The 25,659-nt window shown below is 32.0% G+C and carries 21 protein-coding genes and 1 pseudogene; all 22 read right to left on the bottom strand.

What is annotated here, in order from left to right:
- Positions 1-30: 30 nt before the first annotated feature.
- Positions 31-1,305: an O-antigen ligase family protein gene (locus ACQKMI_RS09155; protein WP_427488233.1), complete on the bottom strand. Its 1,275-nt coding sequence runs from the start codon at positions 1,303-1,305 to the stop codon at positions 31-33.
- 73 nt (positions 1,306-1,378) lie between these two features.
- The gene (locus ACQKMI_RS09150; RefSeq protein ID WP_427488232.1) at positions 1,379-2,464 is read right to left on the bottom strand and encodes a glycosyltransferase family 4 protein; all 1,086 of its coding nucleotides are present in this window, start codon (positions 2,462-2,464) and stop codon (positions 1,379-1,381) included.
- Positions 2,465-2,466: 2 nt separating this feature from the next.
- Positions 2,467-3,663, bottom strand: a complete 1,197-nt coding sequence (locus tag ACQKMI_RS09145; protein WP_427488231.1) for a glycosyltransferase family 4 protein — start codon at positions 3,661-3,663, stop codon at positions 2,467-2,469.
- A 13-nt stretch (positions 3,664-3,676) separates the two neighbouring features.
- Complete coding sequence (locus ACQKMI_RS09140) at positions 3,677-4,279, bottom strand: CatB-related O-acetyltransferase (protein ID WP_427488230.1); 603 nt, start codon at positions 4,277-4,279, stop codon at positions 3,677-3,679.
- Positions 4,280-4,287: 8 nt separating this feature from the next.
- Positions 4,288-5,424 carry a non-hydrolyzing UDP-N-acetylglucosamine 2-epimerase gene (gene wecB / locus ACQKMI_RS09135; protein WP_427488229.1) on the bottom strand — a complete coding sequence of 379 codons (1,137 nt, stop codon included), beginning with the start codon at positions 5,422-5,424 and terminating at the stop codon, positions 4,288-4,290.
- Position 5,425: 1 nt separating this feature from the next.
- The gene (locus ACQKMI_RS09130) at positions 5,426-6,535 is read right to left on the bottom strand and encodes a capsular polysaccharide biosynthesis protein CapF (RefSeq protein WP_427488228.1); all 1,110 of its coding nucleotides are present in this window, start codon (positions 6,533-6,535) and stop codon (positions 5,426-5,428) included.
- Positions 6,474-7,553, bottom strand: a complete 1,080-nt coding sequence (locus tag ACQKMI_RS09125; RefSeq protein ID WP_427488227.1) for a polysaccharide biosynthesis protein — start codon at positions 7,551-7,553, stop codon at positions 6,474-6,476. Before ACQKMI_RS09125 ends, ACQKMI_RS09130 begins: the two co-directional genes overlap by 62 nt.
- 1 nt (position 7,554) lies before the next feature.
- Entirely contained in the window at positions 7,555-8,793 is a 1,239-nt protein-coding gene (locus ACQKMI_RS09120; RefSeq protein WP_427488226.1) for a glycosyltransferase family 4 protein, read from the bottom strand.
- Positions 8,794-9,116: 323 nt separating this feature from the next.
- Entirely contained in the window at positions 9,117-10,424 is a 1,308-nt protein-coding gene (locus tag ACQKMI_RS09115) for a glucose-6-phosphate isomerase (protein ID WP_427488225.1), read from the bottom strand.
- Between the two features lie 93 nt (positions 10,425-10,517).
- Positions 10,518-11,165: a CpsD/CapB family tyrosine-protein kinase gene (locus ACQKMI_RS09110; RefSeq protein WP_427488224.1), complete on the bottom strand. Its 648-nt coding sequence runs from the start codon at positions 11,163-11,165 to the stop codon at positions 10,518-10,520.
- Positions 11,166-11,209: 44 nt separating this feature from the next.
- Positions 11,210-11,929 carry a YveK family protein gene (locus ACQKMI_RS09105; protein WP_427488223.1) on the bottom strand — a complete coding sequence of 240 codons (720 nt, stop codon included), beginning with the start codon at positions 11,927-11,929 and terminating at the stop codon, positions 11,210-11,212.
- Between the two features lie 360 nt (positions 11,930-12,289).
- Positions 12,290-12,553 (bottom strand): annotated as a pseudogene (locus ACQKMI_RS09100) (phospho-sugar mutase); the annotation flags it as partial.
- Complete coding sequence (locus ACQKMI_RS09095; RefSeq protein WP_427488431.1) at positions 12,531-12,818, bottom strand: UDP-N-acetylglucosamine 2-epimerase; 288 nt, start codon at positions 12,816-12,818, stop codon at positions 12,531-12,533. The gene ACQKMI_RS09095 and the pseudogene ACQKMI_RS09100, both read right to left, overlap by 23 nt.
- 71 nt (positions 12,819-12,889) lie before the next feature.
- On the bottom strand, positions 12,890-14,110 hold the full coding sequence (locus ACQKMI_RS09090; protein ID WP_427488222.1) for a nucleotide sugar dehydrogenase: 1,221 nt from the start codon (positions 14,108-14,110) through the stop codon (positions 12,890-12,892).
- Positions 14,111-14,822: 712 nt separating this feature from the next.
- Positions 14,823-15,989, bottom strand: a complete 1,167-nt coding sequence (locus ACQKMI_RS09085) for a nucleotide sugar dehydrogenase (RefSeq protein WP_427488221.1) — start codon at positions 15,987-15,989, stop codon at positions 14,823-14,825.
- Positions 15,990-16,269: 280 nt separating this feature from the next.
- Complete coding sequence (locus tag ACQKMI_RS09080) at positions 16,270-17,565, bottom strand: lipopolysaccharide biosynthesis protein (RefSeq protein ID WP_427488220.1); 1,296 nt, start codon at positions 17,563-17,565, stop codon at positions 16,270-16,272.
- A 286-nt stretch (positions 17,566-17,851) separates the two neighbouring features.
- Entirely contained in the window at positions 17,852-18,784 is a 933-nt protein-coding gene (locus tag ACQKMI_RS09075) for an ATP-grasp fold amidoligase family protein (RefSeq protein WP_427488219.1), read from the bottom strand.
- Between the two features lie 259 nt (positions 18,785-19,043).
- Entirely contained in the window at positions 19,044-20,234 is a 1,191-nt protein-coding gene (locus ACQKMI_RS09070) for an O-antigen ligase family protein (RefSeq protein ID WP_427488218.1), read from the bottom strand.
- A gap of 557 nt (positions 20,235-20,791) precedes the next feature.
- Positions 20,792-21,946, bottom strand: a complete 1,155-nt coding sequence (locus ACQKMI_RS09065; protein WP_427488217.1) for a glycosyltransferase — start codon at positions 21,944-21,946, stop codon at positions 20,792-20,794.
- Between the two features lie 5 nt (positions 21,947-21,951).
- Complete coding sequence (locus ACQKMI_RS09060; RefSeq protein WP_427488216.1) at positions 21,952-23,112, bottom strand: glycosyltransferase; 1,161 nt, start codon at positions 23,110-23,112, stop codon at positions 21,952-21,954.
- Positions 23,113-23,246: 134 nt separating this feature from the next.
- A complete protein-coding gene (locus ACQKMI_RS09055) occupies positions 23,247-24,449 on the bottom strand; it encodes an ATP-grasp domain-containing protein (RefSeq protein ID WP_427488215.1) in 1,203 nt (400 codons plus the stop codon).
- Positions 24,442-25,659 carry an ATP-grasp domain-containing protein gene (locus ACQKMI_RS09050; protein ID WP_427488214.1) on the bottom strand — a complete coding sequence of 406 codons (1,218 nt, stop codon included), beginning with the start codon at positions 25,657-25,659 and terminating at the stop codon, positions 24,442-24,444. Before ACQKMI_RS09050 ends, ACQKMI_RS09055 begins: the two co-directional genes overlap by 8 nt.

Below are 25,659 nucleotides of genomic sequence, written 5' to 3'. Positions count from 1 at the left end.
GTTGAACACAAATAGATGATAGATAGAATATTATTTATGTGGTTTATGACTATTTAGCAACATAATAGCCAATATTAGAGCATTCCAAAAAAACCTCTTATTAATAGCATCAATAAAAAAGGAAGGCCCAAGTCCAGTAACTAATAAAATAATGCCCAGGGGCATTCTAAATTTTATTGACCTAATACATATGCTAAATAATGCAAGTAAGAATAATGAAAATCCTACAATTCCAACGTCACATAACATTGTAAGATATGTGTTGTGTAATCCAGATTCATATCCTCCCCATCCCCATCCAAAAAACGGTTTTTTTTCAATCAATGTAGCAGCAGTTGTCCATAAATCTTCTCGACCGGAACCACCTTTATATGAATCAAAACTAAAAAGTCTATCAAAGATAGAAACTGGTAAAAATTGTTTTAACACAATAAATAAAGAAACAATTATCATGACAATTAATATTATTTTTTTCATTATATCTACAAAGTATAATTTCCTTTTATTCGTTACAAAAACAATTAATACAATTACTACCACCAAAGATACAAATCCACCTCTTGAGGCAGTTAAACTTAAAGCAAATCCGTTCATTACAATAAAAATACAATTTCTAAATATATGTTCTTTTTCAAAGATAATATAATACAACGCAATAGATATACCCACTAAAAAAAAGGCAGCCATATTATTCGGATCATTTTGAGTACCAAATAAAGTCAAGACTTGCCTTGATTCGAATGCAAAAAGATATGCTTCAGAAAAAAATAAACTCAGAAAACCCATTGAAACACTTGCATATAATGATATATCTATAATTTTTTTAACAAAAGAATACTCAAATTTCACAATAGTCATTACTAGAAAAAAACCGACCATACCCACTTGTGATAACAATTGAGTAGATACGTTACTTGAGCCTATAGAATTATAAGAGCCCCATAAAATTGAAGCAAATTTAAAAATTAACCAGGATATTATTAGTAAATGATACTTTTCTAGCTTGATTTTTGAATACGAAGAAAAATATATTACAATTATAAAGAGTAAATAATATTTTGTATAAGAACCTATTAATTGATTTATATAAGCTTCGTAAAAAGAAATAACTATATATATATATATTAAAAATCTTAATATCTTATCAACTCTAACTACATCTTCAACATTTTCAATATAACCTTCATTTGTCAAATATTTCATAGTATCACCTTTTAATGGCTCAGCACCATAACTTGGGGTTGATTTTCGTTCCGTTGGTCGCTTTCCAGTGGCTTCACAGCCGGAACGAAGAGTAACAAGCATTCTAAAATCAATACGTACTTTACTTAAATGTCATCCCCGACTTTTGATGATGAACCCTTTTAATACATCTTTTTTATAATGCATCAATTAATTGTTTCCATTGAACGATAATTTCCGAAAGTTTGAAATCTCCACACTTAACCTTACTATTTTCTGACATTTCTCTTCTTTTTTCGGAATTGTTTATTAGATAATTTGTAGAAGATATCATCTGATCAGTATCAAAAGGCTTAATTAAATAACCATTTATACAATGCTCTATTATTTCATTAGGTCCCGTTAATACATCAAAACTAATTAAAGGTAAGCCTTGTGCAATACCTTCCAATAAAGTCATGGGGAATCCTTCGTAACGTGAGGTCATAATTAATAGACTATATTCATTATACAAACTATATAAATTGTTCACTTGTCCCTTTAGAGTAATCCGCTTTTCTAAGCCGTATTCTTTTATTTTATTTTCTAGCTCATCTTTTAATGCACCTTCACCATAAATGTCCCATGTCCAATCGGGATTCTCTACCAAAACTTCCTTAGCTATATCAATCAGCATTCCAAAATTTTTGGGATATGACAATCTACCAACACTTAACAACTTCTTTGAATTTATATTGTATTGATGTGCATAATTGAAAATTTCTTCATCAATAGGATTGTAAATTTGTTTGACATTTTTTATATGATACTTGTCTATATAATTCTGTTTATCATGTTTTGTCAGAGTGACAACTAGGTCTGAATTTTTCGCACCTACCCATCTGCAAAATGATTGAAATGAATGATCTTTTGAATTTTGAGCATTAGAATGCTCCCAACAAATGCATTTTGTTTTAAGCCCTTTACAGCTCAATACTACAATTGGAAAATAAAGTGCACCACAAGCTATTACAACATCAATATTATTTTTTTTGAAATATTTTCTTAATTTTAATATTCCGCCTCTTAAAATTCCTTTAGCCATATTAAGTGGATCTTCAAATAAGAAATTTTGTTGTACTTTCTTATCTAAATTGTATAAGTTATCTCTGCCATTGTTAAAGTAGCTTAATGAATAGACCCTATACTTATCATCATTACAAAGTGTATTAGCTAAAATAGATGTGACACGTCCTATTCCACCGTTACTAGTAAATCCACCTAATAAAAAGCAGATATTCATAATTAGAAGCTCCTTTTTTGAAACTTTTCATATTCATTTAATAATATATCGTTATATTGTTTGGTTAACTCTTCATAATCGTAATTGTCTTTTACAAACTTATATGCGTTATTTGAGATAACTTTGTACTCTTCATCAGATAATTTAATGAATTTTAAAACGTTATCTCTAAAATCCTCCATATCATCTGTTTTAAAAGTAAATCCATTATTATGACTAAGCCTATCAATATTTACGTTATTGTTTTCTGCTATAACTGGTAATCCACATGATTGTGCATCATAAAAACTTAAGCTGCATTGCTTTGGAAATAAACATAAATCAGCCATTTGATAAAATTTTGGCAAATCCGTATACTTTTGAGTAGGGAAGCGAATAACTCTATTATCAGATTTCCTGAATAATTCCTCCACCTCATTTCCATACTCCCCAGAGGCATTTCCAACTACAACAAGTATTATATTTTTTTCAGTATCAAATTTTTTGTAAAAGGCGTTTGCTAGCAGTTTTCCACCTTTATCTTCAGTCAACTTCCCAGTATATAAAACGACGAAGTCTTCCATGTTTATATTGTATTTATCTCTAAATGTTTTTTTTTCTTGAATATTAGGGTAAAAGAGAGATCTATCAGAACCAAAAGAAATAAAAGGAGTTTGTTTTTCGGGTATTCCTAGGTGCTTATTAACATAATTGTCATTTTGCGTTCTTATAACTGTTAAATTATTTTTTTTAATAATTGGGGTAATAAAACTTTTGAAATATAGTCTAAACAACTTACTTAACGGGTTTTTAGATGCCATCTCTAACATGTGATTGTCAAAAACAATTGGAGTATTAAAGTATTTATAATGTTGTGTAATTCTTATTGCAGATAATGTGTCATTCGTATGACACATTATTACATCGGGCTCTAATTCTTTTATTATTTTTAAATATCCTTTTTTATAAATTACACGCCCACTCATTACAGTGTGAATTGGTAAACGGATTATTTTTACTCCATACATATTCATATATTTCATGTCTTCCTGCTCTATATTTACACTGCCTCCGAATTTGGAGAATGTTGGATGTTTTTCAATTTCTTCTGATGTTACAATTATTACTTCATGACCTTGCTTCACCTGGTATTTAGGTAATATGTTTATTTGATATCCAAATGAAGGATGAAACATTTCGTCCCAATGAAGAATTCTCATTCTATCTACCTCATTATTTTTTAATCGTAAATTTATTAACATCATTAAAATTTATTGACTCTTCTTTCAATTGCGAATCACTGTAGTTCCACCATTCAGTATTATTAAGTTTTTCAATTACTTCATTACTAAATCTTTTCCTAATAAACTTTGCAGGATTTCCTGCCCATATTTCATAAGCACCAACGTCTTTAGTGAGTACTGAACCCATACCGATTACAGCACCATCCGCGATAAATACACCACTTTTAATAAGTGAATTATTTCCTATCCAAACATCATTACCGATAATAGTTTCTTTATCTGTTTTGTATTCATGTGAAGAAAAATTTTTTCGCATTATGTTTATTCCTTCATGGAACACGGGGGATGTAGATACCCATTCTATTGGATGACTGGCTCCACCAATAATAGAATTATCAGCTATAGAGCAAAAATTGCCTATTTTAGTATTAACTACTGTGCAAAAATTACCTACATAAGAGTATCTTCCTATCTCAGTATTGACTATATGAGAAGCAGAGCATACCCTTGCTGTTTTATCGATTTTTGAATTTTTCACGGCAGGGATTTGTATTTTTTTAGTAATTTTAGAGAATAAATAATTTAATCTCATATATCACCTTAACCTTTCTCGTGAATACCCCAAACTACCCGATTAACATAATCTGTATACGACAAAATAATTCTAAGCACTTTATCTGACACATTTGGCATACTATAATCTATAACTCTTTTTAAATCGTAATTCTCTTGTGTCTTTAAAATCTCTAATCCTTGTAAAACTCGCTCTTTCTTCAGCCCTACCATCATGACCGCAGCTTCTTCCATCGCTTCCGGTCTTTCATGCGCCTGTCTAATATTCAGTGCTCTAAATCCAAGAATGGAAGATTCCTCGCTTATCGTTCCACTATCACTTAATACGGCCTTTGCTTCTATTTGAAGTTTTACATAGTCATTAAATCCCAAAGGCTTGATTATATTTACTAAAGGATTAAACTCTATCCCCTTCGCAAGAATCATCTGTAAAGTTCTAGGGTGTGTACTGACTATGACAGGTATCTGATACATTTCTGCAATCGCATTTAAGCTATCTACTAAATCTAAAAAATTTGTATCTGAATTAATATTTTCCTCTCGGTGTGCCGATACTACAAAATAATTTACTTCTTTAAGATTTAATCTTGCTACTATATCTGATTTTTCTATATCCGCTTTTCTTGAGTTGAGTACTTCTAACATCGGACTCCCCGTCTTAATAATTCGATCTGCTGGTAGCCCTTCTCTTAACAAATATTCTCTTGCAATGTCACTGTACGTTAAGTTAACATCTGCAATATGATCGACAATTTTTCGATTTGTTTCTTCTGGTACCCTTTGATCGAAGCATCTATTACCCGCTTCCATATGAAATATCGGAATATGCCTTTTCCTTGCTGCAATTGCACATAAACAGCTGTTTGTATCACCTAATACTAAAAGTGCATCTGGTTGAACTTCCTCTAATACCGGATCAATCTTAATAAGAATATTTCCTATTGTTTCAATAGCAGTTCCAGTTGCTGCATTTAAAAAATAATCCGGTGTCTTTAAATTGAACTCTCTAAAAAACACTTCATTTAACTCATAATCATAATTTTGACCAGTATGGACTAATACATGTTCGATAACATTTGATTTTTCTAATTTATTTATGACAGCAGATAGTCTAATAATTTCTGGACGAGTACCTACAACAGTCATTACTTTTAGCTTCTTCACCTTATACCTCCAAATAGATTGTATCTGGTTTTTCAGGATCAAATATTTCATTCACCCACATGATTGTTACCATATCTGTGTCACCTAAATTTTCGATGTTGTGTGTAAATCCCACTGGAATATCAACCACTTCCAATTTATCGCCACTGACAAAGTACTCCGCTACTTCATTGGAATTAATATTTCTAAATCGGATCACACCTTGACCACTTACCACTAAAAATTTTTCATTTTTCGAATGATGCCAATGGTTACCTTTTGTTATACCTGGTTTTGAAATATTTACAGATATTTGACCTCTATCAGGCGTCTTAATAAACTCCGTAAATGACCCTCTTAAATCTACATTCATCTTAAGATCATAGCTAAATTGATTTTCACTAAGGAAACTTAAAAATGTACTGTATAATTTTTTAGTAAACGTGTGGGACATATTAGGAATAGAGCGTTCTTCTCTACTTTTTTTGAAGGAATAAATCAATTCTACAATTTCTCCTAGTGTCGTCTTATGGACAACTGGAATTTGGCAATAGCCTTGGATTGAGTTCTCATTTCCATGCAAGGCTTCCAGCAATTCTTCCACAACATCATCAATGTAAACTAGCTTCATTTCAAGGCTAGGATCACTTACTGTTATAGGTAAATCATGTGCAATATTATGACAAAATGTTGCTACAGCACTGTTGTAATTTGGCCTACTCCATTTACCAAATACGTTGGGCAAACGATAGACTAAAACTTTCGCACCTGTTTTTTTACTGTATTCGAAAAGCAAGTCCTCCCCAGCTTTTTTACTAATGCCATAAGGATTATTTTGTTCTGCTTGAGTAGATGATGCTAGCATAATAGGGCAAGTATTTTGGTATTTCTTTAATGTATCAAGAAGAATTGAGGTAAAGCCATAGTTCACATCCATGAAATCAGACAGATCTTTCGGCCGATTTACTCCAGCAAGATGGAAAATAAAATCCGCCTCTTTACAATATTCATCTAACAAGTCTATGTTTGTTTCTCTGTTAAACTCTAGAACGTCAATATAATTTTGGTTTTTAAGCTTTGCTATGAGATTCTTGCCGATAAACCCCTTTGAACCGGTCACTAGTATTTTCATCATAGACCCAACCTTTCAATTCTTCTTGAATAAAGTCAAGGTTTAATAACCTTTCTTTTATTTGTTGGATATTTAGCATTTCTGTATTGTGAGAATTGTACTCTTCTTGTATGGATAGTTTTTGATTACCCTCCACGAAGTATTTTTCATAATTTAAATCCCTTGTATCAACAGGCACACGATAAAATCTGCCTAAATCTTGTGCAACCATATTTTCCTCTCTAGTAAGCAAAGTTTCATACAGTTTTTCTCCATGACGAGTACCGATAATATCAATGTTATTATCCGCATTGAATATTTCCCTGATGGCATGTGCTAAATCCCAAACAGTTGACGCAGGTGATTTTTGTACCATAATATCTCCTGCATCGGCATGCTCAAATGCAAATAATACTAATTCAACTGCTTCTTCAAGACTCATTAGAAATCTAGTCATTTGTGGATCTGTAATTGTTAGTGCTTGGCCATTTTTAATTTGGTCAATAAATAATGGGATAACAGAGCCGCGTGAAGCCATCACATTTCCATAGCGAGTACCACATATTAATGTTCGTTTTGGATCAACTGTTTTTGCTTTTGCAACAATCACCTTTTCCATCATTGCTTTTGAAATGCCCATTGCATTAATCGGATAAGCGGCTTTATCTGTCGACAAACAAATTACCTTTCTTACACCACTTTCAATGGCCACAGTCAGAACATTATCTGTTCCAATGACATTAGTTTTCACTGCTTCTAATGGAAAGAATTCACAGGATGGAACTTGTTTTAGCGCAGCAGCGTGGAAAATGTAATCTACACCGTGCATAGCATTTTTCAAACTCGATACATCCCTTACATCGCCTATATAAAATTTCAATTTTTCATTTTTGTAAACTTTTCTCATGTCATCTTGTTTTTTCTCATCTCTTGAAAAAATGCGAATTTCTTTTATATCGGTATTTAAAAATCTCTTCATAACTGCATTTCCAAATGAACCCGTACCGCCAGTTATTAATAATATTTTGTCTTTAAACATATTATTGTTCCCCCAGTAATTTATGCATAAGATTTACATATTTCCGAGTACATTTTTCCATCGTGTATTTCTCAAGAAATAACTTCCTACAATTCTCCCCCATATATTCACGCTTTTCCCTATCATCGAGGAGTTCTTTAATAACAATTACTAGTTTGAAGCTATCCTTTGCTTGCATAACATATCCTGCATGATGATCTATTAAATCTTTAGCTATATCAGAATTCGCTCCTATAATAGCGATTACTGGTTTACTAGCCATCATATAACTGTAGGTTTTACTTGGGACAGCTAGGCCAGTCAATCCATCCGATAAACTTACAATGAAACAATCGCTGATACTTAGAGCCTTTTGAAAATCTTGTCCATGTAAAAAATCAAAAACACGTGCGTGATTCAAATTCTCTGTTTCTACTGTCTCTTTTAATTTGCCCATTTTATTTCCATGTCCTGCAAAAAGAAATTGAACGTTCTTATCATCTTTTAATTGACGGATTGCCTCCAAAATCGGATCCAAATCTTGACATATTCCCATATTACCAAAATAAGATACGACCAGATTTTCATCTGTTTTTATGGATTCTAATAGTTTATTTTCATATGCTTTAGTGCCATTAGAGAATGCTTTATCCTCGCACCAATTAGGGATTACTTCAATTTGGTGTTTTTTTAATGCTACTCTATGTTTTAGTAGATAGTCTTTCATTTCATTCGATAAAGCAACAACTGTATTTACATGTTTAAAAATAAATTTATTAACTCTTTTCATCATTTTGCTAATGACACTATCTTCGGAAATAGTGTTTGTAAAGTAAGCTATTTCTGGGTATACATCGTAACTGACAAACACTACTTTTGTGTTAAAAAACTTATTAGCAAGAGCTGCTATTAACGGTAATATTGGTGGATTTGAGTAAACGATTATTGCCTCATACTTTCCCAATTGTCTAAAACGTAAGGCTACAGAAAATGTAAAAGAAAAATAATTAATTAATCGTCCGATGAAATGACTACGTTTAAGTTGGATATATTTTAGTCTACTTATCTCAATATTTTCATAGGTCTCTTGCAGCGGGACATTATTTGTTAAGTTATACTCTTTCGGATACCCAGACAATGCGCTGACAGTAAAGCCAGCCTTACTAAGAGCCACTGCTGTGTTAAAAGGGAGCGTAGCCGACGAAATATATTCAGGATAAAAATACTGGCACAAAAATAATATATTTTTCTTTTTCTCCATAAATCACCCCTACTTACTTGAAAACATTGGTCATTTCATTTTATTCGATAACGCACATTGTTATAATTGAATATATATGCTCGTACAATATCTATATTCCTTTCTATCGGAAATATAAAAAAAATGACAAATGAAGACTCTAATTAAAAAGAGTATTAAAATCCAATCCCATTAACCTATTAACTAATGTGTAAATCTGTAAACAAACACTATCGGATATCAATAGAAAATTTATTAACTTTTTTAGAAAAAATGCCCTAAAAGTTATAAAATACTTTTAGGGCATCTTCACAATGAAAAATAAGGTGTATTTTAATATAAATCTAATACTCACTATATTTCGACGACACTTTATGTTCTTGTAAAAGTTCCATCATTTTAAGCTTATATGTTTCTACACCTGGCTGATCAAATGGGTTGACACCTAGTAAATAGGCGCTCATCGTACATGCCTTCATAAAAAAATAAATTAGATAGCCAATATGATACGCATCTAGCTTTGGTAATTCCAACTGTATAACTGGGACATTGCCTTCCGAATGAGCACGTGCTGTGCCCTCTTTAGAAATGGCGTTTATTTCATTAAATGTTCGATTCGTTAAATAATTTAGTCCATCCTCATTGCGTGCATCATAGGGTACTGCCAAATCATCCCCAATTTCATGAAAGTGAAGTAATGTTTCAAACAAGATCGGGCTACCCTCCTGTATAAATTGACCAATTGCATGCAAATCTGTTGGAAAATTTACTGTAGAGGGATAAAGACCTTTTCTGTCTTTACCTTCACTCTCACCAAACAGTTGCTTCCACCATTCATGAAACTTATTTAAGGCCGGTTCAAATGAAGCAAGCAATTCAATTTTGTATCCCTGTTCATATAATGCATGACGTAACACCGCATATCGGTACGCCTCATTATACTCAAGTCTTGATTCTTTAAACTCTAATGCCGCTACCTTCGCTCCAGACATTAAGTTATAAATATCAACCCCTGCAACTGCCATTGGCAAAAGACCAGCAGCAGTTAATACCGAAAAACGACCACCTATGTTTGAAGGTATAACAAATTGTCGATAACCCGAAGCATCAGCTATTTTCTTTAATAGTCCTCTTTTGGCGTCTGTCGTGACGATAATACGTTCAGCTGCTTTTTCCCCATAATGTAATTCCATATACTGACGTAAAACTCGAAACGCCAGTGCTGGTTCCATCGTTCCGCCAGATTTTGACACAACATTCACGTATACACTCTTATTCTCAATACTCTCCAGTAATTGCTTCATATAAGCTCCACTCATATTTTGCCCTACATATATTACTTCAATTCCATCATGATGTGCACCAAAATAAGGTGTCAAGGCATCTTGCACCGCACGGGCACCTAGAAAAGAACCACCCACTCCGATGACAATAAGTACATCTGCAAAACTACGAATTTCATGCGCTGTCTTTTCAATATGAACAAATAATGCATCATAAGCTTCAAGCGGTGCATGAAGCCAACCAGTCGGAATATCCTCTGCCAGTTCTAAATATCGGTGGATTTCTTCTACATTATTTGTATAACGTGACCAATTAATCGTAGTTAGGTCATAATTTAGAATGTTTGTATGCAAAAATTGCTTCCTCACCGTATGACCTCATTTCGTATGTTTGAATAAGTTATTAATGCATAAAAGTCCTCTATTTCAGCATCAACGCCTTCTTTAGGGTGAACGATATGATCAATAATAATAATGGTTCTTAGGTGTTTTTTTAACATTATTTAGAACGACGCCCAAAATTTTCGCTTTTGAAGAAACAAGTGTAGCCTTTGCTTTTAAAACATCTACTTTTTGTACTAATTCCATATTCACAACTAATATAGTACCATCACATTTATTAGACAAAATTTGCGCATCTGATACTGATAATAATGGAGGTGCATCTAAAATAATGATGTCATAATCTTTCCTTAAATCCCGCATAAGCATTTCCATTGTCTTCGATGATAGTAGATCGACTGGATTTGGTGGAAGCGGTCCGCTTGGGATAATACTTAACTCTTCCACTGATGTTTTTTGAATAACATTAAAGTAAATCTTCTGCTTTGTTAACACATCTGACAATCCATCGGTATTTAAAGTATTAAACGTATGGTGTAAAGTTGGTTTACGCATATCGGCATCTATGATGATCACTCTTTTACCTTCTTGAGCAAAAACAACACCGAGATTTGCAGCATTTGTGGATTTACCTTCCCCCGGTATAGATGAAGTAACGAGTAGTGATTTTATTTCTTGATCTGGCAAAGAAAATCGAATATTTGTACGCATCATTCGGAATTGTTCAGATATGATTGATTTTGAATCTGTCACTAGTTTACGTGCCATTTTAGAAGTTTTAATTTTTTTCCTTTTTTTCAAACCAAATATGGTTAGTTCCTCCTCACTCTACGTGATTTCATAGAAATATTCGGATCAGCGATTACTCCAACTAAACCAACAACTGGTAAATTTAATATTTCTTTTATTTCTTGCTCTGATTTAAACCTTGTATCCAATAACTCTAGTAAAAAAGCTAAAATGATTCCCACCATTAAACCTCCAACGGTTGCACTGATAATATTTAGTAACTTATTTGGTTTTACTGGTTTAGGATTATCTGTTAGTTTAGCTACAGATAGAGTTTCTATATTATCAACATTCATTAAAATAGGGATTTCCTTTTTAAAGACATCTGCCAACGTATTCGAAATTTTCACGGCCTTAGATGCTTGTTTGTCCATAACTATAATATTTACAACTTGCGAGTCATTTGCACTAGATACTGTAATTTGTTCCGCTAAACTATCTGATGTTTTATCTAACTCAAGTTTTTCTATGACTTTCGATAGTATTACAGGGCTTTTAATGATGACATTATACGTATTTATTAATCGTAAATCTGTTTCGTTATTTTGTGCCCATTGATATTGTTCTATATTTGAACTTTTTTGATTTACTAATATTTGCGTTTCTGCTTGATAGATTGGTGTTAATAAATAGTAGCTAATGATTGCAGCTACTGCACTTGCAATAACTGCACAGCTTAAAACAAGGAACCAACGTTTTCGAATTTTTGTCAATAAATCTTGTAAAGTAATTGTTGTCTCCAACGGCCTTCACCCCTTATCCGAATACCTGTTAGTATTTTTCAAAAAAACATGTCGCTACTGTGCCATTCCAATTCAAAAAGCTCACATTAAATTACGTTATATAGAATCGTACCCTGAGATTTTTCCCTTCTCTTCACTTTCGATTATATTACTGCGCTCCTCAATTTATTCATATCTGGACCCATTATCAAAAGAACTTTTCCTCATAATGTTGAGCCTATCCTATTTCCATTAATAGATTTATTTCAACCAACTTATAATAAAAATGACTGTGATATATTTAGGTTTATAAAAAAAAAACGATCCTTCCTATTTATACGGAAGAACCACTTTCATCAAATAATATCTATAAAAATACCTCTATTTATTGATTAATTGCCTGTTAAAGCAGTAGTAGTTTATCGGCTGCTCATCACGATTTTTCCCTACTACCCCAAAGTAAAATTTGCACTTAGGTTCTGTACCAGAAGGACGAATAGCTACCCAGGAACCGTCCGCTAACATATACTTCAGCACATTTTCTTTTGGTAACCTTAATACTTCAATAGAGTCGTCCGCAAGTTTTGCTTCCCCACTTCAGTAATCTTCCACACGTACTACTTCAACACCGGCAAGCGTAAGCGGTTGCTGTTACGAACGTTGTAGAAGTGTCACCATGCACTAGAACTACATCAGGTTTTACTTCCACTAAAACCTTCTTTTCTTTTTCTAGGATATTAATCGTCACATCAAAAAATATTTGCATAGTCTTCATAATCGATAAATCATAGTCCGGTACGATATTAAACACGTTCAATACTTCATCTAGCATTTCTCTAAGCTGACCTGTAACATATATAACTGTATCTGATTTATCTCTTGTTTTTAGTTCTTTCACTAAAGGACACATTTTAATTGCTTTCGGTCTTGTCCCGAATACGACCATTACCTTTTAATTCATAAATATCAACCAACTTTATTTTATAATTTATATGAGCCTTCAAATGTACAAATATTTTTCGTATCAAGGACAAGCATATCCTCTATTAGTTTCATATTGTTTTTAATATGGTCATGTCCCACCATAACTACAAGAATTGCTATTTCATTTAAAAAGTCTTCAAAATTCATAAATTGATGATCCACAATTCTTTCCTTTACAAATGGATCAAAAACTTTCACTCCAAAAGCCAAATGCTCATCCATTCTTTCTAATAATTGAAGTGTTGGACTTTCTCTTGTATCATCAACATTTTCTTTATACGCTAGTCCATAAAGACCAACTTTTGAAATATCCTTAATGTTATGCTCTCTCATGATATCTCTAATTCGTCCTAATACATGTCTTGGCATAGAATCGTTAATTTTTCGTGCAGTTAAAATAAGATTTGTTAAATCTGGATAGTCTCCGACCAAGAACCATGGGTCAACTGAAATACAATGGCCTCCGACACCTGGGCCAGGTTGTAATATATTAACTCGCGGATGCATGTTGGCCATTCTAATAATCTCATATACATCCATATTATCAGCACGACAAATTTTAGCTAATTCATTAGCAAAAGCAATGTTAATATCTCGATAAGTGTTCTCTACAACCTTAGACATTTCTGCTGATCTAATATCCGTTACAACTATTTCAGCTTTACAAAAATTTGAGTATAACCCTTTAACTTTTTCGCCTATTTCCGTATTATCCGCACCAATTGTTCTTGAATTGTACTCAAGTTCATAAATCATATTTCCGGGTATTATTCTTTCTGGCGCATGTAATAAATGAACATCTTTTCCAATAACAAGTCCCCTTTTTTCTATTTCTGGGCGTATAAATTTATCTATTGTTCCAGGTGAAATAGTCGATTCGATAATCAAAGCTGCACCTATCTCACAAACATCTAGAACACTATTTACTGCTGAAATAACATACTTAGGATCGAGTTTCTTACTATTTTTAATATATGGAGTTGGGACTGCAATAATATAGGTATGTGTCTTTTGATAATCTGTTGTAAATTCAATTCCGTTATTAATAGCTTCTTGGAATAGTTTTTCTAACCCCTCCTCTTCAAAAGTAAGTTTTCCTTCAGTTAAAGAGTTCACTAGATTAGTATTATAATCTGTTCCAACTATCTTTAACCCACTTTTTGCCAACATTAGAGCTGTAGGTAAACCAATATAGCCAAGTCCAATAATATTTATCATTTATTACCTTCCTTCGGTCAGTTATCTTTCCGATACTTCGGGTTTTATTCCTTCTTCCCTAAATCTATCTTCGCTTCTTCAAATGAAAAATCTTTGTTTTTATTAAGTCTTAATACCTGTTCGATACCTCGCTGATCCAACGGATTTACATTTAATAGGTAAGCACTCAAATAAGCTTTGTCCGTACAAACTTTTTGCTATTTACTACTTATATGAAGGCGAATTTCTCTTTATACATGGCGAAGAATTTTCATTAAGGTTTATAAGTATCACTAGATATATGTTGTCTTAATGTGAAGCAATCGTAGGTCATTTCATCCTAAAACAAAAAAGCTGTGCTAGCCATTCGATTCAGAACGGTTAACACAGCTATAAAAAACTTTAATTTCTTTTTTGCGTATAGATTTGACAGTAGTAAAATAAATTACAATCACTACTCGACAAATTCCCAGAACAACATCAATCACTCACTACTGCTCTTCTAATGTTATTTTCGTATCAGAAGGTCGACTAATGCCTGTTGCAAATAATCTTTGCTCACAATATTTCAGTACCGTAATCTTTTTAACAGTTTCTTTTCTTACTGTTAAAAAGATTATCAGTAATAATTACTGAATGTCCTGCATCTCCGCCGGTACTAATATATTTATTTGAGCACTTTCACCTTAATTCTTTAAAAATAGCTAAGTACTATATATTAAAGAGTTTAAGTTTAATCCCTACTAAATAAATCCCTAGTATACACCTTATTCTCTACATCACGTAGATCATCAGACAATCGATTTGCAACTATAACATCTGAAACTCTCTTAAACTCTTCAAAATCATTAATTACTCTAGAATTAAAGAATGTTTCCTCATGAAGTGCTGGCTCGTATACAACAACTTCAATCCCATTAGCTTTAATTCGCTTCATTACACCTTGAATAGCTGATTGTCTAAAGTTATCAGAGTCCATTTTCATAGTAAGTCTATAAATACCAACAATCTTAGGATTCTTTTTAATAATCATTTCTGCAACATGGTCTTTTCTTGTTCTATTTGCGTCTACGATTGCTGTCATTATATTATTTGGAACGTCTTCATAATTGGCCAATAGCTGTTTTGTATCTTTAGGTAAGCAGTAACCACCGTAACCAAAGGAAGGATTATTATAATGATTACCTATTCGTGGATCAAGCCCAACCCCATCAATAATTTGCTTAGTATCTAATCCTTTTACCTCTGCATATGAATCGAGCTCATTGAAAAATGCGACTCTCATCGCAAGGTATGTGTTGGCAAATAGTTTAATAGCTTCAGCTTCTGTTGAATTGGTAAATAATACAGGAATATCTTCCTTAATCGCTCCTTCAGCTAACAAGTTAGCAAACACTTGAGCTCTATCAGACTGTTCACCAACAATAATGCGCGAAGGATATAAGTTATCGTACAAAGCCTTTCCTTCACGTAAAAATTCAGGTGAGAAAATAATATTATCGGTTTCAAATTTCTTTTTAATCTTCTCTATATATCCTAATGGAACTGTAGATTTGATTACCATTATCGCATCTGGATTAATAGACAGCACTTTAGCGATAACATCCTCAACAGTTCTAGTGTTAAAATAGTTTTTCTCCGGATCATAATTCGTGGGTGTTGAAATAATTACGTATTCTGCATCTTTATAAGCTTTATAATTGTCGGTTGTTGCTGTGAGGTTTAATTCTTTTGTTGCAAAATATTCTTCAATCTCAGGATCAGCAATCGGAGATATTTTATTGTTAATCATATCGATTTTTTCTTGAATTACATCAAGTGCTATTACTTCATTCTTTTGGGCTAGTAATATGGCATTAGATAAACCAACATAGCCTGTTCCAGCGATTGTTATTTTCATTTAAGATACCTCCTAAATAGTAGTAATAAGCAGGTTTGATTCCAATAGAAAGAAACAACATATACACATTGATAATTACAATTTATTCAATAATTCTTCAGTTGTTCTCTATCTAGTACTGCTTCTTTGTATTATCCGACTTTATTTTTTATAATTTAAAATAATTTAGTCCGAAGTATTATGGTTTTTTTTATTCTAAAAAAATTAATAAAAACATATACTTTGTTTGAATATATCTTTTTCTATAAAAGTTATATTAGAATGCTCCAAATTAAGAAAATTAATTATCTTCTCTTCTATTATATTTCTTACTTTTTTTAAGAGTAATCAGAATTAAGCCCCCATTAAGGAATGCACCTGAAATTCCAAAAAGTGCGATTGCCAACTCATCACTAGAAAAAACATAATAACCAATTCCTAACATAATAATTCTAGTTAATAACATAAATACGGTATATTTCAGTTGAAATACTTGTTCAGATAATACCGGTAGTGTTCTTACACTTGGTTGATTTATAAAAGCAAAAAAAGACCAAAGTGCAATCCATCTTGCATATTCCCCTGCACTTAACCAGTCAGGCCCAAAAACATTGCTAAAAAGCCATGGACCAACCATGATTACAATTCCAAAAGGAACTATACCAATTATAGCAAGTGATATTGTAGCTTTTTTAATCAATTTTGGAAGATCTTCATTATTATTAGCAGCTTCAGCTATTCTTGGATAAAATACATCTCCAACTGATTTACCAATAAGTTGTGTTGGAACATTTAATACAGTTTTACTAATTGAATAGAAACCAGCAGATGCAGGGCCAAAAAAACTTGTTAACATTAGTATAGGTAAGCTTTGAGAGAGCGCATTTAAGAATACTTCTGGAGCTCTGAATAATGGAAAATCATTGTACTTCTTAAGAAGAATTTTTTTTGAGAACTTCTTATTTTCTACTTTAACTAGGGGGTTACCATCTGTTTTCTTCATAAATAAAAACATTAAAAAGGCTCTAAGTCCTTCTCTTAAAGATTGTATTATTACTAATATTGAAGCCATTGGATAAAAGAGGCCGATACTCACAATACTACCTTGTGATAATAGTGCTTGTAAAAAAGTAACCCTGGCAGATATTTTGAACTGTTTCTTTCGAATAAGCCATTGTTCTGCTACTTGTAGTATTCCAGCACAAAGTATTGTTATAGGAATTAAATATAAAAAAGATCGGATTTCACTTAATTGGAACAAATCTATAATTGTTTGATTAAATACCAATAAAATGACAGAAATCGTTCCTGCGATAATCACTGAAATAGTTAATGATAGGTGTATCAGTCCTTTAGCCTCAGCGTCAGTCTTCGGAAGAACTATAGCAATCGGATAAGTAAGTGCTGCTATTGGCGTCAATATTGCCACTATAGCCATAAAAGTCCCCATCAACCCATATGCTTCTGGCCCATATAAACGTGTAATAATTGGCGAAAGTAATATTGAAATAGCCTGTGCTGCAGCTGTTCCACTAGCCAGAATTATTATGTTTCGGACAAAGGGCTTTGTAATTATGGAATTGATTAATTTTTTCATCTTTTTTCCCCTTCAAATCTTACAAAAAGTATTATTAAACATATAAAATATATCGTAATACAAACTTACTTCATTTGTTTTTGTCAAATTATATCCAGAATTAATACCTGACTATATTTAATATAAAAAACAGTGAGATAATCTTGGTGAAAAATTGATATAATTAAGAAGATAATATCTCACTGCCCTATGTAAAATTCAATTTTTACACTCAAGTAAAATATATACTCATATAAGAATATTTATAAGATTGAAGTAGTTCGATAATAAAACTATTTTAAATTCACTATGAATTTCTATAGTTTTTCCAAAGATCCCCTAGCTTGTAATCAAACTCTCTCGGAGAGATTAAATCATATCCACTACCATTAGTAAATGTCATTTCTCCAAAATAAATTCTTCCGTCTATATTATATAGGTCAACTCTTACATGAGAAAAACCAGCAGCAAGTTTCTCAGCTAATGTAATCATCAAGCTAAAATTTTCTGGTTTTGGAATATCAATATTAGTGTTCTTTTTTGATTGACCCCATGGCTGTAAGTTCCAATTAAGATCATAAACGTTTCTTCTATGATCGCCGTATCTATCAACATCAACCCAACAAAAATAGGCTTTACCATCAAAACAAAGAAATTTATAATCCTCTAAATCATTATCTTTTGTTTCTATATATTGTTCAGAAAATATTTTTCTATTTATTCCTGAGTAGTGCAATTCTAAACCATGGCTATAACCAAAATCAGTATTCAGCCATCCATTGATTAATATCTCAGCAGTTTTTTTTTCAAAATCACTTTTATCTTTTACAATAATATTTGTACCTGAACCATGATTAGTTTTAAGTACAAAAGAGTTCGGGAGAATGTCAAAATCAATCTTCTCAAAAGAATCCCATTCACCTAAAATAGGTATTAAATAATCTTCTCCAATTATATTCTTAACATATTCTCTTACAAGTATTTTATCTGAATATTCGGTCATTCTTTGATCTTGAAAATTCAACTTCCTCCATTGAATTTTATCTGTATATTTTTCAGGTTTTTCCCAATCTATTGACTCATTAATTCTCGAATAATAATCATGTTCAATAATTTTTTCCATTTCCTCTTTACTCATTGCTTTACGTTCATTGCAAATTTTTGTAATTTTACGGAATTTATATTTGAGATATATTCGATAAATAATTTGATTTTTTCTCAATGAATTTCTAATACTCAAAGGCTGTATCCTCCCTTTATAAATGTTAATGTATAAACAGATTGACCCGTTTTTGAGTGACGGTAATTTCGCTACACATTTGATATAATCATTTTATTTCCCAAATTAATTGTCATATAACAAGGGAATACTTTTTTCAAAAGGTAATTGTTTAATGAATATTCATGTACCTCATTCAAAGGCCTCTCCCTTTTCAAAACCACAGGAAATTTCCGCCAGGAATACTCCATAAAAAACCAACTTAAATCTTATTTAATAATCAAGCATCATAAAAATAGGATACAATAACATCTATGCGAGAAGTCAATACAAAAAAAATACTAAACATAAGATACTCTGTAGATATAAAAGGCTCAAAAATCCACATAACAAAATATGCACAACAAGTTCCTATTATAGTCCTAATGACTATATTATTTTTGTATTTAACAATTTTTTTACCAAAATAAATCACACCGGAGATCAAAAACAATAATGCAACTAAACCACCGCGGTATAACGTATCTAAATAGTAATTATGTGAACCATGTTTATTTCCTATGTGTTCCCATATAATTTCGGGATTTTGAATACCGTAACCCCAAATGGGGGAAGACTTAATGCTATTTATTGCATTAATCCATAGCACATCACGATTTGAGAAAGTAAGAGTTTTTCCAAATATACTAAGGATATTTCCCAAAAAATTATTTTCGTATTTCAAAACTACCACCATCATAAATAGAACAAACGAAATAATGAACATAGTAAAATAGTTAACAAGCGATTTCATATTTCCCATTCTCTTAAAAATAACAAATATCGTAAACACAAAGCAGCCCATCACAGAAGTTATTGACGCAGTATTTAACAATGTAATCCATACCAATAAAAGCAAAATCCAACTTTTACTTCTAATTCTCTTATATTTTAATGAATCATATAAAAATGCAAAACACAGTCCTGGGAGTACAACTTTTATTACACTATTTGTATTTCCAAAAACATATTGCGGGAGATCAATATAATATGTTATTGAAGGTATTCCATTAGGATATAAAATCATAGCAAGTAAATTGGCCAATAGATACACGTAAAGGAGAAAATATATAGCCGATAGAAAATACAAAAATTCATTTTTATTTTTCAGACAATGATTCACAAGTAATCCAAAACCGATCGAAAAAGAAACTAATGAAAAATAATTCGAATTAAATGAGTTATTTAAAAAAGTCGAAACTAATATAAATAAATAATAAAATATTATAAAACACACACCACTATTTATATAAATGCGTGGCAATTTTACAAAGTAAAATAACGCAATTATTACTAAGGCTACTGCAAATAATATCTGATTAACAATTGGCATTATTCCAATTTCAGAAAAGTAATAAGGCTTGTAGAATGGATAAACTATAATTATATATAGTAACGGTTTAATATTTAAGTTTAAGGTATTCTTTTTCATCGCAACATCCCCAGTACATATGACATTTCATTAGAGATTTGCATATCTTATCCCAATATACAAAAAACATTTTATAGTGAAATTATTTGTTAGATTGTAAAACTAAGTGCTAAATTTTAAAGAAATCGATAAAGTTACCCATTTAGTAGAACTTTGTATAGGATGGATTCTTCACATACATATTCAAACAAAAACCATACAACGAGCTCTCACCATAATCCCACTGATGAACACACAGATAAGTTGAAAGTAAAGGATGTTTTTCAACGGTTGTAAAACTTAAAATCACTTAACCCTCGGAAAGAACATCACACTCCATTCAAGTAACTATTTAAAAAGTTTGAAGATAAAATCATCCTTATATCTATAAGTAACTTATAACAAAACAAAATACAGATGGACCTATGCAATACGTATTCATCTTTGCAGAGGAAGTAAATAAAAACTAATAAACTTTTGGAAAAATTTATTACATACTATGGTAAAGTAGTTCATGATGAATTGACCCAATGTTTATTTTTTTCAACTAATGGCCAAGAAAATATCTTTAAAGTACTTTAAAAAACTTCATCAATCAGCTCTATGTATTTCTTGTTTTGTTTGCTTCGAGCATATTTTTGGGCATTTCCCGTGTTAGTCAATGAAGATAGGCTTTCATTTTTGATTTTGTTAATTGAATCTACAACATCATTTTCTTTATAACACGAAAATCCATTTTCAAACCCTCTTACCAAACAATCTAGATGTGTATTTTTCTTTCCAAAATATATTAATGGCTTATTTACAAAAACATAATCATAGAATTTCGTACCCATTGCACCTTTTCTAACATCAATAATCACACAAGCATTTGTATTTTTAAGCAATTCTATTCCATCTGTATATTTAATAAATCCAGTATTTATATATTTTTCTGAATCAAATCCACTAGCCATTATTGCTTCTTCTGTTTCTTTTTCTGGTAATCCAATATGGAGTACCAGTAAATTTGGATATTTCTTACTCAGGATATTCATCGCACTAAAAAACTTAATGCCGTATTCAACTGAGTAGTATGAAAGTTTACCAAATGCAGCTATTACAAATTTATCTTTATAGGGATATTCAATTATACTATCGGCTTTTTTTAAATTCTCATCATCATAACCATTTGTAATGACTTCAAATTTATCCTTTTTATACACTTTTTTTAAAATTTGTCTCCATTCTTCGGTGACAGTAACTACTAAATCTGCGTATTTTATATTCCTCCATTCAATCGGAAAGTAAACTATTTTTTTCATAAGATTAAAAGGTTTAAAGAACTCTACTTTACTTCTCATATCAAATATCCATAGATCACGGTAATCAATAATACACTTCGTATTGTATTCTACCTTTGCAACTTTACATAGAGGAATTGTGTAATATGGCCCAGCAGTAATGAATACTAGATCGAATTTTTCTTTATTCATCACTTTTCTGAAAACGTCTTTATATCGCTTGCTTGCCTCAAAATATCTTACTGATTGATTCACTTCTACTGTATATGTTTTAAGATTTATTAATTCCATATCACTATCTGCTAATTTATTGATTTGTTCATCATACTTATTTCTTATAACCGTTATTTCATGGCCACTCTTCAGTAACTCATGAACCAGACTTGAAATTCTGACTATTGCGACCGTAGCACTTGGTGGGAAAAATGGTGAAACTATTAATATTTTCAAAATTTCTACTCCTTATTGACTCTACTTATGCAACTACTGTATATAGAACACAACTTTTCTGCAATTGCCTTTTCACTAAAATGACTTTCAGCGAAAACAGCAATTTCAGAAGAATTGATGACAGTATGATGTTCATACAACATACCCATCGCATCCGCTAAACTTTCAACATCATCTACTTTAAACAAGACACCTCTCAAACTGTTAATATACTGCTTTAAGGGAGAGGTGTCAGCAACAATTACAGGTTTTCCACAAGACATCGCCTCAACAACTGGAACCCCAAATGTTTCGAAAGAACTTGCCGAAACATAGGCATTACTTTTTTCCAATATTCGGGCGGTTTTAGCCCTATCTAAAAACCCTGTCATCTTGATTTTTTTCTCCATGTTTAGTGTGTTAATCTTCTTCTTGAGACTTTTATATTCCTCACCGCCACCAACAATTATTAGCTCTATATTCGGGGCGTCTTTAAATTTTTTAACAAACGCTTCAATAAGTAAATCAAATTTCTTTTCTTTGACTAGACGACCTATAGAAATAAACCGATATATACCGTCACCTAACTCTTCATTGTATGAAAATATAGGAGCAACAACATTAGGTACTACAACAAATTCTCTTTGGACCCCTGTTAGCTCTTCAATACTTTTCGGCAAAAGATTATTGACACAAAGAAATTTATCAGCATTTATAGCTATCTTCTTAAGTAACTCTATTTGCTTAACAGACAATTCCTTATTTTGCACTCTGGAATAATGCTCAGTAACCACGATATTACTTTGCAATGATATTAAGTATTCCCATATTCCTTCCGTTAAAGTAATGATTGGGAAATGTATATGGATAATATCCGGCTTGCCAAATTTGCTAATTGCATGTTTTAACATACTAATACTCAATTTGGTTTTAATTCTCTCAAAGATTTTGTTTGGAAATCCTCCTATTGGAAAATATTTACCGATTTTAATAATGTGATCATCGTTTTTATAAATACTATTAAACTTATGCAATCTAAAAATCGAACGATTATCGCAGAAAGTATATAATATTTGAATTGGAACTTTGCTGGATTTTGATACCGCTTGAGCTTGTTCATATTCAAAGATACCAACCATACCTGTTTCTACTTCCGGATAACTTCTACCCAATATTAAAAGTTTCATTTTTTAAACCTCATAATTTGAAAGAATTAATCTAAGCAATCCATAAATGTCTTTTTTTCTAGTCTATAAAAAGACTAAACTTACTAAAAGATGTATACAATATAACAATTAAACAACTGTAAAATTGTTATATCTTAGAGTAATTCTATTTCAATTTCTTTTTTTATTTGTTCAACTTTCACTTCACATTCTTCATAAGTTTTACCCTTTACAATTACTTGACCGATACAATCATTCGAATTTTTAAAGGCTCTAATTTCATCACCTGGTACTTTAAAGAATGTAATTTCTAATAAATCTTTATCTATGGAGCCAGTATATTCGATTTTTTTAAGAATACCGTTTTCTTTTTCGGAAAAGAGCATCTTGGCTAACCCAGCATTAGTTTGTTTGTCTCGTTTATCCCAAATTTCCTTTGGATTATCACCTAAAGCCATGGCTACAATCATTTGATAATAGTTAATTCCAAAATTAATTGAAACTAATTCAGGAAGACAATTTGCCCCCACTCGACCAGTAAGCTCGATTATATATACTTTCCCATCTTTAACAATCAAATCTACATTTACAGCACAATTATCAAGGTCTAGTGCTTTTATTGCCTCACGCACACATACTTCTGTTTGTCTTCTTATATCTTCTGAACAGTTAATGGGAACAAAATGCCCAACAGGAATTGCTGTATGACTCATAAATGTATTATCGCCGTGAGGCATAACAAATAAAACTTCCCCATTATATACAAAAGACTGTGCGCCAAATTCCCATCCCTCTATAAATTCCTCTATAATGCAATAATCCCTACTTGTCTCTAGCATTGCACTTCTAAATCCTTCATACGCTTCTTGTTCTGTATGAGCAATATAAATTCCTTTACTTCCCTGCAAATCAGTTGCTTTTATAATAACAGGTAACATAAGTTTTTTGAGAGATTCCTTTAGCTCATCCTCTGAAGATACTTTTAAAAACTTAGCGGTGCTAATACCGCTCTCAATCAATGCCGTTTTCATCTTAAGCTTGTCCTGGCATAGCACTGCTGCAGCTTCCTTTAGTCCTCTTAAGCCCAATTGTTCACAAGATTTCCCCAAAGCAGTAACTCCAGTATCTAAACAACATGTCGATATACCATCAAGCTTTAAATCTCTCGCCTTTTTCAAGACCTCATCTGGATTGGAGATGTCAACATAACATACTTCATCTGCAAGTTCTATCCCCGGTGGATTATTATTTGGCATAGTACCAACCACTGTAATAATTCCCATCTCTTTTGCAGTCTTTATTAAACCTACTTGGCCTCTACCTGCCCCTAATACTAATAAACGTTTACTTTTAAGCATTACAAACATCTCCTTTACTCTTATCAATTTCTAAATCAATGCAAGTAAGTGCACTTTTACAAATATCCCTCGCTTCTAATACTGACGGGCCTTGAGCAATTACATATCCTAATCGATCAAGACTATTGCAAATTACCTTCGACAGTTCTCCTACATTTTTTAACATCTTAACCTCAAAAACACCATCTATTTTACTTGCTAAGTCTAGGCCATCAATATTTTTAATGACGCCTACATCCCCAGAGATATACTGAATAGAACTTCCTCTATCAAACTTAGGAATTAAATCTACCCCTTCACCACAAGCTAAATCAATTACTGCTTTCACCATATCTATACCTGTTGAAAGTGGCACTAAGTGAGTAGATATAAAATCACCTCCCATCCGAGCACCAAGTTCAATTACTTTAGGTCCATCTTCTGTGAGCATAATTTCCACATGAGCTGGCCCGTTTTTAATTCCTACCGCCAAAACAGCTTTTATTGCAAGTTCTCTAATTCTATTAACGTTTTTTTCGCCAAGTCTACTTGGCTGACTATGACACATTTCAACAAAATGTGGCGCTCCGGTTGTCAATTTATCTGTAACCGCCAGTATATGTACTTTTTCATTGACAACCATTATTTCAACACTTACTTCTTTACCACGCATGAATTCTTCGATGATAACTCCTGTATTCCTTCCTTGTGTTGAACTATACTCAATAGACTCTCTTAGTTCCTCTGGGCAGTTGATAAGCACGACACCCCTGCTACCAGAACTATCTAATGGTTTACTTATACATGGATAAACGATTTTACTTTCAATACTACTAAGTTGCTCGATATCTTCTAAAATAAAGTACCAAGGATGTGAAACTCCTTGAGCATCAAAAGCCTTAATCATCTCACCCTTGTCCGTAGATTTTATTGCAGTATCATAAGAAATACTACTTAACCCTAATTTTTCACAAGCAAAAGATACTGCACGAATAGGCATATCCGTTGCTAAGGTTGTCACACCATCTGCACAAAAGTTTTTAGCTGCTTCATAAATTCCTTTTTCATCTACTGTGCTCACATTGTAATATTTGTCTGCGTAGGAAACACCTATAGCATTTGGATTATAATCTGCAACTGCGACTTGTAGTCCCATTTCCTTTGCCTTAATAATTGCTGGCAACTGTAGATATGATCCACCTACAACAAGTAATTTTTTATCCTTAATCAT

Source organism: Lysinibacillus sp. NPDC097214 (assembly GCF_050277945.1).
Lineage (GTDB): Bacteria > Bacillota > Bacilli > Bacillales_A > Planococcaceae > Lysinibacillus > Lysinibacillus xylanilyticus_B.
This window is presented reverse-complemented; position numbering and strand designations above follow the sequence as displayed.

Bases quoted from the DNA above. Each gene is read 5' to 3' on its own strand.
- ACQKMI_RS09155 (WP_427488233.1), bottom strand. From the start codon at position 1,305: ATGCTTGTTACTCTTCGTTCCGGCTGTGAAGCCACTGGAAAGCGACCA.
- ACQKMI_RS09150 (WP_427488232.1), bottom strand. From the start codon at position 2,464: ATGAATATCTGCTTTTTATTAGGTGGATTTACTAGTAACGGTGGAATA.
- ACQKMI_RS09145 (WP_427488231.1), bottom strand. From the start codon at position 3,663: ATGAGAATTCTTCATTGGGACGAAATGTTTCATCCTTCATTTGGATAT.
- ACQKMI_RS09140 (WP_427488230.1), bottom strand. From the start codon at position 4,279: ATGAGATTAAATTATTTATTCTCTAAAATTACTAAAAAAATACAAATC.
- ACQKMI_RS09130 (WP_427488228.1), bottom strand. From the start codon at position 6,535: ATGAAAATACTAGTGACCGGTTCAAAGGGGTTTATCGGCAAGAATCTC.
- ACQKMI_RS09125 (WP_427488227.1), bottom strand. From the start codon at position 7,553: ATGTTTAAAGACAAAATATTATTAATAACTGGCGGTACGGGTTCATTT.
- ACQKMI_RS09120 (WP_427488226.1), bottom strand. From the start codon at position 8,793: ATGGAGAAAAAGAAAAATATATTATTTTTGTGCCAGTATTTTTATCCT.
- ACQKMI_RS09110 (WP_427488224.1), bottom strand. From the start codon at position 11,165: ATGGCACGTAAACTAGTGACAGATTCAAAATCAATCATATCTGAACAA.
- ACQKMI_RS09095 (WP_427488431.1), bottom strand. From the start codon at position 12,818: ATGTGTCCTTTAGTGAAAGAACTAAAAACAAGAGATAAATCAGATACA.
- ACQKMI_RS09090 (WP_427488222.1), bottom strand. From the start codon at position 14,110: ATGATAAATATTATTGGACTTGGCTATATTGGTTTACCTACAGCTCTA.
- ACQKMI_RS09085 (WP_427488221.1), bottom strand. From the start codon at position 15,989: ATGAAAATAACAATCGCTGGAACAGGCTATGTTGGTTTATCTAATGCC.
- ACQKMI_RS09080 (WP_427488220.1), bottom strand. From the start codon at position 17,565: ATGAAAAAATTAATCAATTCCATAATTACAAAGCCCTTTGTCCGAAAC.
- ACQKMI_RS09070 (WP_427488218.1), bottom strand. From the start codon at position 20,234: ATGAAAAAGAATACCTTAAACTTAAATATTAAACCGTTACTATATATA.
- ACQKMI_RS09060 (WP_427488216.1), bottom strand. From the start codon at position 23,112: ATGAAACTTTTAATATTGGGTAGAAGTTATCCGGAAGTAGAAACAGGT.
- ACQKMI_RS09055 (WP_427488215.1), bottom strand. From the start codon at position 24,449: ATGCTTAAAAGTAAACGTTTATTAGTATTAGGGGCAGGTAGAGGCCAA.
- ACQKMI_RS09050 (WP_427488214.1), bottom strand. From the start codon at position 25,659: ATGATTAAGGATAAAAAATTACTTGTTGTAGGTGGATCATATCTACAG.